Origin of the sequence: Tengunoibacter tsumagoiensis (assembly GCF_003967535.1) — a bacterium.
Classification (GTDB): domain Bacteria; phylum Chloroflexota; class Ktedonobacteria; order Ktedonobacterales; family Ktedonobacteraceae; genus Tengunoibacter; species Tengunoibacter tsumagoiensis.
The window spans coordinates 1,197,773-1,215,807 of the sequence record NZ_BIFR01000001.1 but is presented as its reverse complement, the minus strand read 5'-3'; the positions used below and the strand labels follow the sequence as shown (position 1 = coordinate 1,215,807).

Here is an 18,035-nt window from a genome sequence, read left to right as displayed (position 1 = left end):
GCGGATCTGCCAATTTACTTAAAGCAAGCACATAGGCTTGTTTTCCGCCCATCAGCAGCGCAATGCAGTAGACAGATGGAAAAGGATATAACGCATGTTCGCCCCAACTATCTTCAGTCGCACATTCCCTACGGTAGTTGACTGCGCCCCGGTTCGTAGCGACTGAAACTGGAGATCTTAGTGACAACGCATAATACTCATTCCGAGCATAACGACGTCGATACCTCCGTCGTGAGGCATCCGTCTGCCCCCGATTCAGTGGCTGACTCCTCTACTCCTTCAACAGAGGCTTCTTCTGCTTCTTCTGAAGGGTCGACAATTCCCTCCACTAATGAGGGTCTGGAGACAGCTCAGGCTGAGGTCCAACAATCTACTCCTTCTTCTGATGAGGCCGACTCACAACATACTGCTGAGGAGACAACTCAGGAAACGCATATACATCCAGTGGCATCAACTACGGAAACTTCCGATCAGTCAGAAAGTAAGGTTCAGGAAGATGACACTGCCAATCCTGAGGTGCTGCCAACTAATGAGGTAGAAACCCCTCTTGCTCTGCTGACAGCTGAGTCTACAAACTCTTCGCCAGCAACGACTACTGAAGAGGTTCCAGCCGGACAGACGCCCACTACTGCTGACGAGCTACCAACCAGTACATCTGAGAGCTCACCCGAAAGTGCTCAACCTGCAACACCTGTGGCTCAGGAGAGCGCTCCTGAGGTGGTGACTCCAGAACTGCTTGCTCACGCTGAAGAGGCTGCCAGCACCGAAACACCGGAAAAGGCCGCCGAAGATGCTCCTCTGATCACAAATAAAGCAGAGGAGATTCGCCCCTTTACCGATTTCATTGAGGAATTTCGACAGGCCGAAGCAGCTCGTCTCCAGGCAACGCTGCAAGATACTGCGGTCGAAGCCTTTACATTGCTTACTCCTACCGGCACAGATGAAAGTAGTGTCGAACTGGAAGTAGCAGCAAGTTCTGTTGAGGAGAATATACTGAATATCCAGGCGAGCGAAACTGTACAGACTGACGATACGCAGGATGTAGCTGCTCCTTCGCAGGCAGAGGAGGCCGTCTTGAAAGCAACCACTGAGAATCAGCAAGCTGACAATGCTCAAGAGCAGGCCCCACTGGAGATGCCACGCCCTGCGCCTGTTGAGCGTGCAGTTTCACCACTGTTACGTCCAGCTTCACGTTTGCGTATTCCACGTCATGGAGTCCGCCATATCCGAGAGGATGCGATTGCTGAGACCGCCCAGACTTCACAGCCCGAGCAGCCGACCATTCCAACGCCAACCGAAACTGCTGCCCAGGAGACTCCACGTCCTGCGCGTCGTTATCGCTTTGATCGTCCAAGCAAAACGACGCTCCATACGCCAGCGTCTCCAGTGGCACCAACGCCTGCTCCGTCTGTAGTCGCTCCAACACCACAGCGTGAACGTACTGAAGAGGTACGCCAGGTCCGTAACGAGAACATTGCGAATCCACCTGTAGCAGCAGCTTCAACAACAAGCACAACACCACCAGTCGAAGTTGTTAGCCCGGTCAACCGCAAGCAAGCCAACACAACTGAACAGGCGGAAGCCCATCCTACGCCCGCTCCTACGGAGACCGGACGTAAACGCCACAGCCATAAAGAACAGTCTGCCGCACCTGCTCCTCAGACGGCCCCAACTCCTGAACCAGTTGTTGAGCCCGTTAAAGCTGAGGAGATTGCACCCGAGGATCTGCCACCATTGGAATACTCTGAATTACAAAAAGCAAGCACACGCCGACGCAGACGGCATCGCACAAGCACCAGTTCTGCCGCCGCTGCTCTCGTTGGGAATGCAGCCAATCATGCACGTCCTGCTGCGCCTGCTGCCAGCACTACGCCAGCCATCCCAACACCACCATTGATAGCACCACTGTTAGCGGCTCCTGCACCAGTTCCAACACCACCAATGGTGCCACAGCAAGTTCCAAATGGAAGTAGTGCCTATACGATTGTATCTGGCTATACCGTAAACCAGATGAACCAGGGCAATGATATGACGGGACCTTTTATGGGGCCTGAGCCTTCACCGGCACGTGGCAGCGTCTTCACACGCGATGGGCGTACCAGCGTTCGTGCCGAGGCCCAACGCTCAACCAGTACGACTGGCTCACACTATGCAGCACGTTCGAACGAGAACGGGCTCTCTACCGCCTCTATGACACAGTTTGCAAATATCGTTTCACAGTCGATCCAGACGCAGACTGATCGTATGGTAGCTGAACTACGTCGCGCCAATCAGTCACCAACAAATGTATCGGTGACGTTACCGCCTTTCCCTTCAACTGAGCGCGTCGGCGTCTTCGTTGATGTTGCCAATCTGCTCTATTCGGCTCGTACTCTCCGTATGACGGTAGACTTTGGCAAGCTGCTCGATTTCTTACGCGGCAACCGTCGCCTGATTCGCGCCCATGCCTATTGTCCCACCAGCCCACAGGCTGGCGATGAGCAGATGTTCCTGCAAGCGGTTAAAGGTCTGGGGTATCGCATCACTACGAAGAACTATAAAACTTTCTCCAGTGGTGCCAAAAAGGCCGATCTGGATCTGGATCTCTGTATGGATGTTGTTCGCCTGGTTGATGGTGGCGCTGTAGACTGCATCGTGCTGGTCAGTGGCGATAGCGATTTTATGCCTATGCTCGACTATTGTTCAGACCACGGTGTGCGCGTTGAGGTGGCCGCTTTCGATGAAGCGATGTCTGCTACCCTCCGCCAGAGCTGCGATCTCTTTGTTAATCTCTCACTTCTGGAAGAGATTCGCGGCTAGCATCTTTGCTACGAAACGGCCCCCTGCCAGCCTGGCAGGGGGCCGTTTCGTGGCAGAAACCTCTTCCTTATCTTATAGATCTGGTGATGGAATAATCTCCAGCTCTGGTTCGATCGAACAGAGGAGACCAGCTAATAGGGCCGTTCGCGGTGCAATACTATTTAATTCGATATATTCATTGGGGCTATGATCCAATCCTCCAACAGGTCCCAGACCATCCAGGGTTGGACAACCATAACCAGAAGCATAGTTGGCATCTGAGATACCACCTGTAGCTGCATGATTCACTTCAAAACCAATATGGCGAGCAATCTCCTGAGCCGTCTGAGCCAGACGCAAACTTTGAGGCGTACAGACCATCGCCTCGCGATTATCTGGATCTGTCTCTAATTCAAGGGTCACTCCAGCAACCTGCGTCTGCTCCATCATCTCTTTCCAGCGCCTCTCGACCTCAGCGCGATCATCGTTTGTCTGAAAACGGAGATCAATGGTGACTTCGGCACTATCGGGCACAACATTGGTGGCGATACCACCTGCAATGCGCCCAACATTAATCGTCACACCCTCTCGAAGACCATGCAAGCTCTGGAATTTGACAATCTGATGCGCTAATTCTAGAATCGCATTGCTTCCCTTCTCAGGCTCAACTCCTGCATGAGCGGCATGCCCGCTGGCTTTTAGCTTATACCAGGCCCCCCCCTTACGTGCACTCACCAGATCGCCGTTGGCGCGTGCCCCCTCTAAGACCAATACACGATTGGCCCCCTGACAGAGCTGCCAGATGAGTTCTTTGCTATGCCGATCACCAATCTCTTCATCTGAGACGCACAGAAAACGAATCTCGCCAAAAGGCCTCTCCCCATTTGTCACCAGTGCCTCAATTGCATAGATAGCCGCAAGCACGCAGCCCTTCATATCGTAGACACCTGGACCATACACCATGTCACCCTCAACCCGCACCGGTCGACTTGCCGCTGTCCCAACGGGATAGACAGTATCCATATGCCCCAATAACAATACCTTCTCTTGCCCACTTCCCTTAATAACCCCTAAAACATCGCTTCCCCATTGCTCATATTCAAACACAGTCACATCCATCCCTAACCCACGCATACGTCCAGCTAGATAAAGGGCAACCTCATTTACACCCGATCGATGATATGTTCCTGAATCGATGGCACAAAGATCAGTGAGTTCTTGTAAATATTTTTGGAGATTGGCTTGCACATAGGCTTCAACTTCTTGCTCTCGATAGATTTTTTGCGTCTGCTGTGATATGGATATCCGTGTGCTCATTTCAACACCTACATTCCTTCTGCTGGGCCAGAGCGGCTCATGTATTTGTCTGGCTATTCTCTCGTGCGATCCATCGCAATTCGTTTCCCTTTTGAAGCTGCCAAACACTTACCAGTCTCACCAGTTCTCTCTATGACGAGAGAAAGTTGTGCTCCGGTTGAAGTTTTGGTAGCTTCTGACGATGCTCTATTTAGTACATACATACGGCATGTTTCCTGCATCCAGCAGGTTCTCTTTTTGACTGGCGCATCTGGATCAACGTTGAACCAACAGAAGAAATGTATTCAACCAGGCATAAGAATGGAGACACCGATGAGAGATGATGATAATGAGTCCTGGGTCCAACATTCTTTTACTATAGACCATTTACAACGACTTGTTTAAAAATGCTAGCATGCCTGCATGTACGCAAGTCCGCTTGTTCCCATTTGCCTTGCGCTTTCCTCTGTACTGTGTCTATCTGTCATTTGTATACTGGCTTCATTGCTCAAATTGACCCTTTGTATTCCTTCTCTTCCTTTCTAAAAAAAGTACCTATCTTAAAAAGTACCTATCTAAAAAAAAGTACATACGCGAAAATAAGAAAACAGCGGAACGCTGGATCTGCGTTCCGCTGTAGGTAAAAACCAGCTACCTTACGAAACGCGTCTGTCGAAGGAAATACTCAGCTAGCCCCAGCCAATGCTGGAGCTGCATAATGAGCATGGATCGCACATTTTCGACGCGTTGTGTATACATTTAATATTCCCGTGCAATAATCAGGTATGAACTGTCTATAAACTTTATACTTTTATGATACCTGTGCTGTCAAGAAAACTGTCCTATGGCTGACTTTCTTCCCCCTCTTCTGGCTCTACAGGATCAATGTCCAAAGAAGAGTTGCCACCAGTCTGCCCAATACCCCTGCTTATGCTGATCCGCAGACACAGGGGATTTAGCAGCCGTTTGTGGGGCCTCTGCTGGCACGATGATGACGGCTTTCTCTCCTGGTCTGACGTAGCCTAATCGCTGTCGCGCCTCACTCTCAATCACCTGTGGATCTTTATAGTGTTCGGTTCCGGTCTGGAGCTGGCTGTGTTGACTCTGCTTCTGCTGCAAATCGCTCTGCGCATCTTGCACTTTTTGGAGTAGTGCACTGTTTGACCAGGCCTGCACAAACGTTGCCAATAATAGGGCAAGACAGACAAGGGCTGTGAGACCCAATACTGTGCGGGTGAACAAAAAATGGCTCCGCGCTTTTCGACGCCCTATTGTCTCTTCCATTCCAATGGCTGCTGTTACATTGGCATTTGCACGCGCTGGTCGTAAAGGTTTCCTTCGATGTTCGGGATTATTCTGCACATAAACTCCTTCCTCTTAATTATACGAATGAGACGAACAATATGAAACAATTACTAGAATATAGCTAGAAAATAAGATGCAACGATGTTCACACATGACGATATGTTCAGAGCATATCTTCTATTTTATGCTCAAGCAAACTATCTCCATGCATATGTCTCTCTCCACTAGGACAAATGGTATACACAAGATTCTATCTCCTTCCGAATCCCAAAGCTCCACCATGCCAGCACCCCCATAGCATCCTTTCCCATTGTCCATTGTCCACTCGAGCTATGGAGAGGCTCACACAGCGGAACAGGAACACAGGAAAGAGACAAGCTACTTTCCCTACTTTACAATGCATGATATATGTTTTCGTTCCAAATATGATAAGACAAGTAGGGAAGGTCGCTTGTCTCCTTCCACATCTCGAAGCTCCACCATGCCAGCCCCTCCATAACCTCTGTTCCCATTGTCCATTGGCCACTCGAGCTATGGAGGGCTCACAGAGCGGAGTGGGAACAGAGGAAAGAGACAAGCTACTTTCCCTACTTTACATTATATGATATGTTTTTTTATTCCTGATATGACAAAACAAGTAGGGAAGGTCGCTTGTCTCCTTCCAAAATTTCCCATTCCACCATGCCAGCACCCCCATAACCTCTGTTCCCATTGGCCATGGAGGGGCTCACATAGTAGAACCGGAACAGAGGAAAGAGACAAGCGACTTTCCCTACTTAAAATTATTTTATATGTGAAATAGAATGTAATACGACAAAAAAAGCAGGGAAGGTCGCTTGTCTCCTTCCACATCTCGAAGCTCTACCATGCCAACACCCCCATAACCTCTGTTCCCATTGGCCATGGAAGGGCTCACAGAGCGGAGGAGAAACAGAGGAAAGAGACAAGCTACTTTCCTTACTTGAGAGTGGTTTATATCTGAGAGAGGCATGAGGCCCCTACCTGGTAGCTTATCAGGAGAGTATCCTTGTTGAGGTAAGAGGATGCCCAGAAGAAATCATCATTTAGAACAAAATAAGGGGCAGACTTTTCTAGTGCATGTGTAAGATCAACAGGCCCATCAGGTCAAAACCAAAGAAGGTACAGCTCATTGCCAGGCAGCCATACATGAGGGTCTGCTGTGCCTTGCCCGTCAAAAAGGTTCGTGGCCTGTGCGAGGGAAGAGAGGCATGAACATCAATCGTCTGGATAAGAGGTTCAGTCCGATGCTGACGTTCAATTGCTAACACTTCAGGATCGCTCAAACGGCTCAAACGTCCATGTAAGGCCAGCGTGCGCTCACTAATAGCCTCTTCAAATGACGTATGGAGCTCTTCTTCATTGGAGGTCTGAAATAACGGAGCAACCACGGCCATTGGGGCGGTTGCAAACTGATCCTCAGCCTGAGTTGCACTATAGGCCTCCAGAGCTAGATCAGTTGTATTCCTTGTTCGACAAAGAGTTGCATTCATGACTTTTACCTCCTTTACTCATCTCTCTGTACTCTATACGGTCCAGGATACCAGATTTAGGACAGAATAAGATGGGGCATATGCCCCACTTTGAGCTCAATATGGCTGAGATTAAGAAAACTCTAATCTTTTTACAAGCATGATCTAATGCGATCACCTTCTATGAGCTCGTACTCATTGTGAAAACACAGCATTCTCTCAGCTTTATTCCTCCCACTTTGCTCACTAACCTCTTAAGAGGAGGCAGGGAGACGCGTTGCCGTTCACAAATCTGTTCCTGGATCTATGACTCGCTCGATAGTTAACTCCTACGTTGTATCATCGGCCTACCCCTGACGAACTTGAGCTTTTAGCTGGATGTTCATTCTTTTTTGCAATGGCATATGCGCACAAAAGCATGCTAGAGGCACTGGTATACTGGATTCACAAGGCTCTTTTGATCCATCCAATACAGGCTGATTGCACTCAATGAAAGAGAGCGCTCGCGAAAGCCTGGACAAAATATATCTGTTAAACTAAGGAGTACCCAGCATGCTCTCATCGCTGACTGAGCTCACTCTAACTGCACCGCCAGCGGTGAGCCGAACGAATCTTACCTGGTATCTCAATCAGATCTGGCAACTCTATTTCTCTGATGTCCCACGTGTCAATGAGGTCTACATCGATTATTGCTACCCATGGAAAAGCCGGCTGGGTCTGATTCGACTGTCGGTTGATAATTCGTTGACGTTTATTGGCATCAATACACTGCTCCAATTACCGCAGGTTCCTGACTATGTGCTCACTACGACCATTGCACATGAACTGGTTCACTACACACATGGTTTTGGCTCCCCTCTCCCACGTCGCTGGAAACATCCTCACGCCAATCATGTCGTTGATCGAGAGCTTGAACACCGCTCATTAGGAGAGTCGCTCGCCTGGTGTAATGAGTGGATCGATCAGTGCTGGTACCCATTCTATGATCTACAGCGGGCATCAGGCTGGTCTACTATTAACAATCTGAGCGGGGCACGTGCTGTATCGCATCCTCAAACTCAGCCATAAACAGAGATACGCTCTTGACATCTTACTGTGCCTGTGGTATAGTCTTGCTAGCTCCAAAGAAATGTACTACACCACCCATGAGGTTCTTACTTTCCCACTTGGATTAGTCGTGCTGTACACGCTCTTTGGTTTATTGGCTGGCACCTCTTAATACTTTCATCCAGAAAGCCACTTGTTACTCACAGTCTTTCAAAACCAGGTCTTTTTCAGACCCCGGATGTCAGATTTTCCCACCTTTACTTTCAGGCTCAACGCAGAAAGGAGAAAGGGCGTATCCCTCAAGTATCTGCATCGCCCTTACACAACGTGAACATAGCAGAGTTAGAAACCAAAACAATTACGGAGCTCCGCGAAATCGCTCGCGACCTCGAACTCTCCGGTTACAGCACCCTCAAGAAACAAGACCTCGTCTTCCGACTTCTTCAAGCCAATACCGAACAGCAAGGCAATATCTTTAGTGCTGGCGTGTTGGAGATCGTCGAGGACGGCTTTGGCTTCCTCCGTCAGGAGCGCTTCTTACCTGGTAATATGGATGTCTATGTCTCTCAGTCACAGATTCGCCGCTTTGGCTTGCGCACTGGTGATATGGTCTCTGGTCAGGTCCGCCCTCCCAAAGATAATGAGAAATATTATGGCCTTCTGCGTGTAGAAGCTATTAATGGTATCGATCCGGAAATTGCGAAACGTCGGCCCCATTTCGATATGTTGACACCAATTTTTCCTCGCGAAATGTTCAATCTCGAAACTGGCCCCTCGAACATTTCGGGACGCTTAATTAATCTGGTCTCCCCTATCGGTCGCGGTCAACGTGGTCTCATCGTCTCTCCTCCTAAAGCTGGTAAAACCCTCCTCCTGAAGTCTATCGCAAACTCTATCACCGAGAATTATAACGACGTGCACCTGATGATTGCCTTGATCGGTGAGCGCCCTGAAGAGGTGACGGATATGAAGCGATCGGTAAAGGCTGAGGTGATTAGCTCGACCTTCGATGAGCTCACTGAGGCCCATACACGCGTGGCCGAAATGGTGCTGGAGCGCGCTAAACGCCTCGTGGAGAGTGGTCGCGATGTGGTGATCCTGCTAGATAGCATTACCCGTCTGAGCCGCGCCTATAATCTGGCCGTTCAGCCCAGCGGTCGCACGCTCTCTGGTGGTCTTGATCCCAGCGCTCTGATTCCACCCAAGCGCTTCTTCGGCGCTGCCCGTAAGATTGAAGAGGGTGGAAGCCTGACGATTATTGCTACTGCTCTGGTCGATACAGGTAGCCGCATGGATGATGTCATCTATGAGGAGTTCAAAGGCACCGGCAATATGGAGCTCGTGCTCGATCGCAAGCTGGCAGAACGCCGCACGTTCCCTGCCATCGATATCGCTCGCTCCAGTACGCGCCGTGAGGAGCTGCTCCTCGACGATAAGACGCTCCGCGCTGTGGTGGTTATGCGCCGTATGTTCTCAACGCTGGCCGATCAGCAAAGTGGGAAAGGAAGCCAGGAAGCGACCGAGGCTCTCTTACAGCATATGGCTAAGACGAGCAACAACCTGGAGTTTATGGCTACCCTCAATAAGAATATTATGTAGTAGCTCTGTAGCGCTTGCGTTCCATCGATACAGCAGGGGTTTCTTTGCTGCTTCTATGGAGCGCAAGCGCTACTATTTGTCTTCGGGATGTTCTAGTTCTGCATCGGTCCTCTAGAGGCAGGTGGATTTCTGACAGCAGGAAGCGATGTCTGGAACAGAATGGGTATTCCTGCATGGTCCTTATCTTCATTGCACTCTCAGCCGCCTCTTGTTACAATAGGCAGGTGAATAACGAGTTCATTTTTTACGGAGTAGATTACGTATGGCATCATCAGTCGCCCCTGAACAGGTCTTTATTGGACCTGGTCTGAGCCCCTTTAAACGCATTATGACAGTCATTGGAGTGATCGCGGTCACTGCTCTCGTCTTCTGGATTGCTCTTCACCAGGGGGCTTCGGCGGTGGGTAGCACGATCGTTGCTGTGCTTTTTATTGCTGGCTTTGTATACTATTTAACCCTGGTGGCTCCTGTCCCTTTTACAATTACGCTCTCTCCCATAGCGTTGGTCAAGCGCAGCAAAAAAGGTGAGTCCATTGAACTTCCCTGGCAGTCGCTTACCCGCGTCAAAGAAGAGTTCTTTCCCAATGGCAAGCGCATTAGCATTACGGTCTATCGTCAAGTCAGCGAACCGGGTCAGAAGCCAAAAGCCTGGGCCGTCTATCGCGATGATGTAACCGACCTCGATGGTCTCGCCAATGCCCTCAAACTAAGCATCCCCGAGACCTGCCAATGGCAAAGCGAGACCGTCCACGAATAATTGATACCCCCTACACTCTATGCAACAAATCACACCTCATAAGCGATTTATCGCATAAACGTGTAGGGCCCATCATTCATGATGGCCGTGGTGACACATTCCACCCTCTTACCACCACGGTCCGATGCCAAATGTCCGTCGTGACCCAATCCATCCCTGTTGCACTCTCTGACTATTTAGACATACGCACTCGCTTCGGTGGCCTTAAAGGTTGCGTAGATCCTCTGACCCTCTTGCAGACCCAGTCTCTGAGCGGAGGCTTCGGTAATCTCTGCGGTCAGAGGAATCTTACTCTGCTCCAGGGCTAATCCAACACGAACACTCCCATTCTCCAGAGATCCTCCTCCGAGATGGAGGAGCTGCACAATCTCACCGGCAAAGATATTGCGAGCTGAGCTCTCAGGAGCTTGCCGATAGAGCGTGATACTGCGCGGATCAATCACAATGTACATCACAATAGACATCTCGGCCCCAGGATGAAGGCGTTGCACACCCTCTCTGAGCGTGGCAATGATCTCTAAAGATTGCATACCTGCTAGCTGAACACGACAGAGGGTGGAACCTTCGTAGCTTAAAAGTCTCCCCATAAACAGGTTGACACCCACTAACTCAGCCACATAGCTTGAACGCGGAGACTCACGCAGCTTTTGCTGATCCCCCTGCTGCAAGATACGGCCCTGCTCTAAGACGAGGATCTGTTGCCCGAAGAGCAGTGCCTCAATATATTGATGAGTGACCATGACAGTAGTAATGTGAGCCTGCTGAAGGATCTGTCGTAGCTCCTGTCTTACTTCCCGCCGTGTCTGCACATCTAGCGCCGCGAGCGGCTCATCCAGGAGCAAGAGCTGTGGTTGTAGGACAAGGGCTCGGGCAATAGCGACACGCTGCTGCTGACCGCCTGAGAGCTGTCCAGGGCGTCTGGTCTCATAATTGGAAAGATGGACTTGCTCTAACGCTTCCCTCACACGCCGTCGGATCTCTACCTGCGGAATATGCTGTGCCCGCAAACCAAACGCCACATTTTCAAAGACAGTAAGATGCGGGAAAAGCACGTACTCTTGAAATACATAGCCAAAGGGACGCTCTTGTGGAGGTACATAGACTCTACGCTGGCTATCCAGATAGATCCGGCCATTATAGACGATCCGCCCCTGCTCAGGCTGTAATAGGCCCACCAGCGCACGTAGCACAGTACTCTTTCCGGCCCCACTCTCCCCCAATAGAACCAGTGTCTCACCCTCTCTGACAGAGAAATCTACCGCCAGATGAAATGATTTCAACCGTGTATCAAGCATCACTTCAAGCATTTTCCCCTGCTCTCTCACCTTCCAGACGTATGATGGGCACCATTGCATTCGAAAACATGCTTACTTTTTATGCGTACCCTTACTTGCCTTAGAACAAAGTTACATGGTATACTAGCTCATACTAGTTAACTGTATTCCCGTATAGTCGCCTCCTCCACATGCATCAAGGCACTGTTGGAGAACAAGAAATGGTAGGCATTACATCATGGCGACGAAGCCAAGCGAACACATCATATCATCTAATCCTCTCGCCCAGAATTGTCCTCGCTATGAACATGCTATTCAGGTGCTTGGAAAACGCTGGACGGGCCTGCTCCTGAATGCGCTGCTACAAGGACCATGCCGCTTCTGCGAGCTTACAGCACTGGTAGAGGGGCTATCTGACCGCGTCTTAAGCGATCGCTTACGCGAGTTGGAGATTGAAGGCGTTATCAAACGGGTGGTCTATCCACAGATCCCTGTCCGTGTCGAATATCAATTAACTGAGAAGGGGCATGCCCTGCGACCGGTGATTGAAGCAATCCATACGTGGGCCGAACAATGGGTCGAGCTCCCCGCATCGGATGAGGCCGCACTCTAATCCCCCACCACTCAGCAAAAGGTTCTAATTTCTATGGAAAATCTTTGGGCTCCCTGGCGCATGGCTTTTATTGAACCAAAGACACCCACTGCACCAGGCTGCATTTTTTGTACTCAGCCAGCCGCCAATGAGGACGAGAAGTACCATATTCTCTATCGCGGCGAACGCTGCTTTATGATGCTCAATCTGTACCCTTACAACAATGGGCATCTCATGATTGCACCCTACGAACATTGTGGTGCCCTCCAGGAGCTTCCTCTGGAGACGCTTACAGAGTTGATGGCACAGTCTCAGTGGGCTATCAAGGCCATCAAACACGCAATGAACCCCGATGGCTTCAATATGGGTTTTAATCAGGGGAAGGTGGCTGGAGCAGGCTTTGCAGAACATATTCACTTCCATATTGTGCCACGCTGGAACGGCGATACCAATTTTATGCCTGTTCTGGCTGATATAAAAGTGATGCCAGAGCATCTGGATACGGTCTATCAGAAGCTCCTGGCCGCACTGGAAGCAACAAAGACAGCGCCAGGTCACTAAAGTTGACTCACCAGCGAAAGACATACCCGACGCCGCGGACGGTCTGAATGAGCTTGGGGTTAGCGGGATCTTCTTCAAGCTTCTCGCGAAGCCAGCGTACATGCACATCGACCGTTCGTGTATCACCTGCATAATCATAGCCCCAGACGTTATGCAGAAGCTGATCACGTGTCAGCACTGTTCCTCGATTGCGTACAAGATATGTCAACAGATCGAACTGCTTGGGCTGTAATTCCAGCGTCTGTCCACGCAGGATAACCCGCCGACCCGCCAGGTCAATGCGCAGTGGACCCGCCAGGATATCCCGATTGACTGGTCGCACCTCTTGATACCCATTATCCACGGGCTGCACGTTCTCATCGGCGGTTGGATTGTTGGTGCGGCGCAGCAGGGCTCGCACACGTGCGAGCAGCTCGCGCCGCCCAAATGGTTTGGTCACATAATCGTCGGCTCCAACCTCCAGGCCCACCACTTTGTCGATCTCATCGCCCTTAGCAGTCAGCATGATGATTGGGACCGTGGCCGTGTTTCCCTCTCGCCTCAGTTGACGACAGATCTCCAGACCATCCATACCCGGTAACATAATATCTAGAATGATCAGCTCAGGAGTTTCTCTGCGCGCAATCTCCAAAGCACTTACTCCATCCCCCGCTGTGATGACCTGATACCCCGCCTGCTCAAGATTATATGCAATCATCTCTACCAGGACGACTTCGTCATCAACCACTAATATTTTGCGTGCCACAGTAGCCTCCTGCTTCGCTAACGATCAACCGAAACGTCCGCTGATATAGTCTTCCGTCTCTTTTCGACGTGGACGCTCAAACAGGTCGACCGTTGGCGAGACTTCGATCAGTTTCCCGCTCAGGAAGAAGCCTGTGAAGTGGGAGACGCGCGAGGCCTGCTGCATATTGTGAGTGACGATGACGATGGTGTAGTCCTTCACCAGATCAGTGATGAGCTCCTCAATCTTGAGCGTGGCAATGGGGTCAAGCGCCGAACAGGGCTCGTCCATGAGCAGAACCTCTGGCTGGACGGCCAGGGCGCGAGCAATACAGAGTCTCTGCTGCTGTCCACCCGAGAGGCCAAGAGCCGAGGCGTTCAAACGATCCTTGACTTCATCCCAGAGTGCCGCTCCGCGCAGGCTATATTCAACACGCTCTTTGATCTCTTTCGCTGGACGTCCCTGTACTTTGAGTCCATACGCTACATTCTCAAAGATAGATTTTGGAAATGGATTGGGACGCTGGAAAACCATGCCAATACGCTGGCGCAGCAGAACAACGTCTGTCTTTTTATCATAGATGTTGATCCCATCGAATAAAGCCTCGCCCTCGATGCGCGTTCCAGGGATTAGATCATTCATTCGGTTCAGGGTGCGCAAGAAGGTTGATTTACCACAACCAGATGGTCCAATCAGCGCCGTGACCTGCCGCTCACGAACCGGGAGCGAGACATCATACAACGCCTGCTTTGCACCATAAAAGAAATTGGCATTGCGCACATCGATAATCGAACCTGCACGTGCATTTAATGTTTTTGTGGGGTCGAACTCCCCCATATGAGCTGCTTCCGCCGACACATTCTGGCTCGACGACGACTCTGGCTGAGTGGTCGGAACCTTCGTCTGCGACTGAGAAGTAACCTGTGGATTCTTAATCCGTGGCTCCATTAGGCCTCCTTATACGATCGCCTTACTACTTCCTGTCACCATTTTATACAAGTGTATACTCTTTATGCAATGGAATCGACGCATCGACGATCAAGCGATCTGCCAGGACAATCAGGCGGATATAGCGCCCGGCGAGGGCCTTACTAATAAAGTAGGGACGTCCCTCGTAAGAGATGTGGCCACTACGGGCGACTTTGCGAGAGTAAATGTTGGCACCCTCAGGCACAGTCATTGTCTCAATTGAGCCATTCAATGCAACATTCATAACAGTACCAACCTCGTTTCTTCAGGTCTCATCATACTATTTGCGAAGAACACCGCTACAATTCTTTAATTACTATGCAGACGTCACACGACGTTGAATAATACGACCCACCAGACGGGCAAGAAGGTTAATCACCAGTAACAGAACAATCAATAGTGCTGAAGAACCAGCTGAGATAGCGTTTTGTACATTGTATGGCAGGCCGCCGCCAGATGTTTTCAGGTACCAGATATGCACAGTTAAGGTGTCGCTGGAGATCAAGGGATTCAGCGTAAACGAATTTAAGGGGTTGGTAGAACCCATGGTGAAGACCAGTGCCGCTGACTCGCCAATGATCTTACCAGCCGTCAATACGATGCCGGTGACGATCCCAGGAAGAGCCGATGGCAGGACAACTGTGCGAATCGTATGCCATTTTGTGGAACCAAGGGCCAGTCCACCCTCGCGCATCTCGCGTGAGACGGAGGTTAGGGCGTCCTCAAACAGACGCAGGGCAATCGGAAAGTTTAGACAGAGCAGGGTCAAAGCACCTGCAAGGCGGCTAATGTTAAAGCCAAATGTATGTCCTAAGTAGACGGCAAAGAAGGCAAAGCCAAACAGACCCAGCACAATGGATGGCACACCATTCAATGTATCCGCTGCAAAATGGATCGCTTGCACAAGCTTTCCCTGAGGAGCATACTCAATCAGGTAGATCGCCGCTGCAAGTGAGATGGGGATCAGGAGGATCTCCGCGAAGACAAGAATGTAGAGGGTGTTAAAGATCTGCGCTCCAACAGCACCTACACCCTGACCAACGAGAAAGTCCGGGTTGATCAGATAAGGCAGACCATCCAACAGCAGTTTCACGATGATAGAGATAAAACCCAGCACGACCAGGCCTGTAACGATCGATAGGATGGTCACAGCTATACTGTTACTTGTATGTAAACGCTTGACAAGCCTCTCAAGTCCAGCTATTCGTTGCTGCTTATCAGCTGCTTGTGATTGTGTAGCCTGCTGCATCATTTGTATACACTCCTACTGGCCAGATAGCGGCTGATACATACGAAGAGGAACGAAATGACCAGCAACAGGAAACCCACCATAAAGTAGGCATCGCGCTCTGCACCAGATGCATCTGGAAAGTTCAGCACAATCGGAAGGGTCATGTTAATGTTGGGCTGAAAGAAGGCAGAGAGGCTAAACAGGTTCTTTGGTAAATCCGCGTTCCCTTTCAGGACCATGCTCACCGCCAGCGCCTCACCAATCGCACGCGTCATCCCCAGCACCACAGCTGTGGCCAGGCCCGTCGAGGCCGCAGGAAGCACTGCATTGCGCATCATCTGCCAGCGGCTTGAGCCTAGAGCCAGACTGGCTTCTCGTACACTGCTCGGGACCGCTCGTAGCGCGTCAATGGAGACGCTAATGATGGTTGGTAAGATCATGATGATAAGAACAATAACTGCGGCTGCCCAGCCATAGCCACCAATCGCAGGAATGGGTGAGTTCTTACCAAAGGCATCCCTGAGAATCGGGGTTATGGAGACCAGCGCCAGAAAACCAATGATAACCGAGGGCATACCTGTAAAAATCTCTAACAATGGGCGGAGAATATTCTCCAACCATTTGGGCGTTACCTCTGTCATAAACAGGGCCATGCCAAAGGCCAGTGGAGTAGAGATGATGACGGCTAAGGCTGTTGTCACGACCGAGCCCAGAATAAAGCCAAGCATACCATAGCTGGTAGGGCCCTTATTCCCTTGTGGATCCCAGACTGCACTGGTTAAGAAATTTTTGGAATGTGGGTCCAGATTAAACATCTGAAAACCATTGATGCCGACAAAAATAAAAACGGCCAGAATGATAACAACGATCAAAATGGCACAGATTAAGAAGATATTATTCGCAATTCGATCAGCCAGACGTGTCCGTCTGACATAACTCGATTGTTTGGAGAGCCCTGCTCCCCATCGCTGTCTCTCTTCCTGGAGATCCGCACGCGTTGTGCTATCTGCCATGGAACACTCCTTCCTACCCTGGTCTCTACCTCTTCTCACATACAGTCCTCGATGGACCCCTTAAGAGGGTCGCATCGAGGCCCGTATGCAGTTTCATGCGAAGTCTATATAGTAATCTCTGTCTGCTAATCTCTGTCTGCCTGAATGACTGGACTAGGCAGCAGGGGTCTTTGCAGTTACAGCAGCAGGGGTCAGATCCGCAACGTTCACAAAGTGGCGGGTTTTGCGGAAGCTGTCTGCACCGGTGCTTGAGATATAGTCGATGTAGCTCTTAACCAGACCAGTGGCCTCGCCTTTGGTGTACATGTGCTCGAAGCCCCAGAACTTGTATTTGTCGGTTTTAACGTTCGCATCGCTGTTCTCTGCACCGTCGATTTTAATCGTGGTCAGACTGTTGTTGATGGCGAAGTCAGTGGTGTCGTAAGCAATTGCGCCGTCTGTCTGTTTTACAGCGTTAGCAACATCACCAGAGCTGGCAGCAGTAATACCAGCAGTATTGTTCTCTTTGGTCTGAATGATGAACTTCTCAAATGTCTGACGGGTGCCAGAGCTGGCAGAGCGGCTGACAGCAACGATCTTCAGATCAGGTCCGCCAACCTCTTTCCAGTTGGTGATGGTTCCGGTGTAGATGCCCTTCAACTGATCAGAGGTCAGGTTGGTTACGCCGGTAACTTTGTCGTTGATCAGAATAGCGAAGACCACAACGGCGACTTTATGATCGACCAGGCCAGGATATTTGGTTGCATCAGCAAAGACGTCTGAGTCACCAATCTGGGCGCTACCATTAGAGGCATTTGCCAGACCGGTGCTGCTACCACCACCGTTGACGGTGATGCTGGTGCCAGCGCACTGCTTCTGATACTCGGTGGCAACATCCTGAGCCAGTGGCTGCAGAGCAGTTGAACCAGCGGCCAGAACCGGGGCGCCAGTTGTACAAACAGCCTTAGCAGGGGCTGGGGTTGGGGTTGGGGTTGCGGTCGTGTCAGCACCAGTGCTCGCACCACAAGCAGTTGCAAATACGCTGAGCGCAGCGAAGGCAGCACAAACGAAGCCAATGCGCCATTTGTTTAACATATGGTCTCCTAACTCTCCTGTATATGGATCTCAAAAATATTATTTCGATAGATGCCAGAAGTGATATTGGTCTATTTGTTCTCCGCATCTATTTGCGTCGCACTCATAAGATAGCACTGCCAAATTAACTATGCTTTATGGATATGTTAACTGGACGTTAAACTTTCCCTGGGGATAGGTGCCCTCTGTTAAATGTTGTTAATCTGAACTTAACAAGCCCGCTTGTGAAGCCGCTCACTTCTCTCCTTTTATCCCAATTGCTGGTACACAATGTGTTTAGACAGATCAGAAAGACATATGCTGATAATGGTACGCTCTTGTTAAA

Annotated in this window: 16 protein-coding genes; 6 read left to right on the top strand and 10 right to left on the bottom strand. The window is 50.3% G+C overall.

The genetic code is table 11. From position 1 onward, the window contains the following. Positions 1 to 180 precede the first annotated feature (180 nt). Positions 181 to 2,799: an NYN domain-containing protein gene (locus EL628_RS04830; protein ID WP_126578736.1), complete on the top strand. Its 2,619-nt coding sequence runs from the start codon at positions 181 to 183 to the stop codon at positions 2,797 to 2,799. A 72-nt stretch (positions 2,800 to 2,871) separates the two neighbouring features. Here EL628_RS04830 and EL628_RS04825 read toward each other — a convergent pair whose 3' ends face one another. The 3 genes from EL628_RS04825 to EL628_RS04815 all read right to left on the bottom strand — a co-directional run bounded on the left by EL628_RS04825 (position 2,872) and on the right by EL628_RS04815 (position 6,890). Further along, complete coding sequence (locus EL628_RS04825) at positions 2,872 to 4,095, bottom strand: M20 family metallopeptidase (RefSeq protein WP_126578734.1); 1,224 nt, start codon at positions 4,093 to 4,095, stop codon at positions 2,872 to 2,874. Positions 4,096 to 4,956: 861 nt separating this feature from the next. Continuing rightward, complete coding sequence (locus EL628_RS04820) at positions 4,957 to 5,436, bottom strand: FtsB family cell division protein (RefSeq protein ID WP_126578732.1); 480 nt, start codon at positions 5,434 to 5,436, stop codon at positions 4,957 to 4,959. A 1,034-nt stretch (positions 5,437 to 6,470) separates the two neighbouring features. Beyond that, positions 6,471 to 6,890, bottom strand: coding sequence for a hypothetical protein (locus EL628_RS04815; protein ID WP_126578730.1), 420 nt, complete (start codon positions 6,888 to 6,890; stop codon positions 6,471 to 6,473). Positions 6,891 to 7,421: 531 nt separating this feature from the next. On the opposite strand from EL628_RS04815, the gene EL628_RS04810 reads away from it, so the two are divergent. The 3 genes from EL628_RS04810 to EL628_RS04800 all read left to right on the top strand — a co-directional run bounded on the left by EL628_RS04810 (position 7,422) and on the right by EL628_RS04800 (position 10,272). Further along, a complete protein-coding gene (locus tag EL628_RS04810) occupies positions 7,422 to 7,937 on the top strand; it encodes a hypothetical protein (RefSeq protein ID WP_126578728.1) in 516 nt (171 codons plus the stop codon). A gap of 306 nt (positions 7,938 to 8,243) precedes the next feature. Next, entirely contained in the window at positions 8,244 to 9,515 is a 1,272-nt protein-coding gene (gene rho, locus EL628_RS04805; protein ID WP_218028868.1) for a transcription termination factor Rho, read from the top strand. A 262-nt stretch (positions 9,516 to 9,777) separates the two neighbouring features. Continuing rightward, positions 9,778 to 10,272, top strand: coding sequence for a hypothetical protein (locus EL628_RS04800; RefSeq protein WP_126578725.1), 495 nt, complete (start codon positions 9,778 to 9,780; stop codon positions 10,270 to 10,272). A 176-nt stretch (positions 10,273 to 10,448) separates the two neighbouring features. Here EL628_RS04800 and EL628_RS04795 read toward each other — a convergent pair whose 3' ends face one another. Next, complete coding sequence (locus EL628_RS04795; RefSeq protein WP_161975277.1) at positions 10,449 to 11,579, bottom strand: ABC transporter ATP-binding protein; 1,131 nt, start codon at positions 11,577 to 11,579, stop codon at positions 10,449 to 10,451. A gap of 205 nt (positions 11,580 to 11,784) precedes the next feature. Here EL628_RS04795 and EL628_RS04790 point away from each other — a divergent pair, with 205 nt between their 5' ends. Both EL628_RS04790 and EL628_RS04785 read left to right on the top strand, forming a co-directional pair. Then, positions 11,785 to 12,159 carry a winged helix-turn-helix transcriptional regulator gene (locus EL628_RS04790; RefSeq protein WP_126578721.1) on the top strand — a complete coding sequence of 125 codons (375 nt, stop codon included), beginning with the start codon at positions 11,785 to 11,787 and terminating at the stop codon, positions 12,157 to 12,159. Between the two features lie 33 nt (positions 12,160 to 12,192). Then, the gene (locus EL628_RS04785; RefSeq protein ID WP_126578719.1) at positions 12,193 to 12,699 is read left to right on the top strand and encodes an HIT family protein; all 507 of its coding nucleotides are present in this window, start codon (positions 12,193 to 12,195) and stop codon (positions 12,697 to 12,699) included. 7 nt (positions 12,700 to 12,706) lie between these two features. On the opposite strand, the gene EL628_RS04780 is transcribed toward EL628_RS04785, so the two are convergent. The 6 genes from EL628_RS04780 to EL628_RS04755 all read right to left on the bottom strand — a co-directional run bounded on the left by EL628_RS04780 (position 12,707) and on the right by EL628_RS04755 (position 17,710). Beyond that, positions 12,707 to 13,444: a response regulator gene (locus EL628_RS04780; protein WP_126578717.1), complete on the bottom strand. Its 738-nt coding sequence runs from the start codon at positions 13,442 to 13,444 to the stop codon at positions 12,707 to 12,709. Between the two features lie 24 nt (positions 13,445 to 13,468). Further along, a complete protein-coding gene (gene pstB, locus EL628_RS04775; RefSeq protein WP_126581871.1) occupies positions 13,469 to 14,260 on the bottom strand; it encodes a phosphate ABC transporter ATP-binding protein PstB in 792 nt (263 codons plus the stop codon). Positions 14,261 to 14,414: 154 nt separating this feature from the next. Continuing rightward, positions 14,415 to 14,636, bottom strand: coding sequence for a hypothetical protein (locus EL628_RS04770; protein ID WP_126578715.1), 222 nt, complete (start codon positions 14,634 to 14,636; stop codon positions 14,415 to 14,417). A gap of 72 nt (positions 14,637 to 14,708) precedes the next feature. After that, positions 14,709 to 15,644 (bottom strand): phosphate ABC transporter permease PstA, encoded by a 936-nt coding sequence (gene pstA, locus EL628_RS04765; protein WP_126578713.1) that lies wholly within the window; start codon positions 15,642 to 15,644, stop codon positions 14,709 to 14,711. Continuing rightward, positions 15,641 to 16,636 (bottom strand): phosphate ABC transporter permease subunit PstC, encoded by a 996-nt coding sequence (pstC, locus tag EL628_RS04760; protein WP_126578711.1) that lies wholly within the window; start codon positions 16,634 to 16,636, stop codon positions 15,641 to 15,643. Before pstC ends, pstA begins: the two co-directional genes overlap by 4 nt. A gap of 153 nt (positions 16,637 to 16,789) precedes the next feature. Next, on the bottom strand, positions 16,790 to 17,710 hold the full coding sequence (locus EL628_RS04755; protein WP_126578709.1) for a phosphate ABC transporter substrate-binding protein: 921 nt from the start codon (positions 17,708 to 17,710) through the stop codon (positions 16,790 to 16,792). Between the last annotated feature and the right edge of the window lie 325 nt (positions 17,711 to 18,035).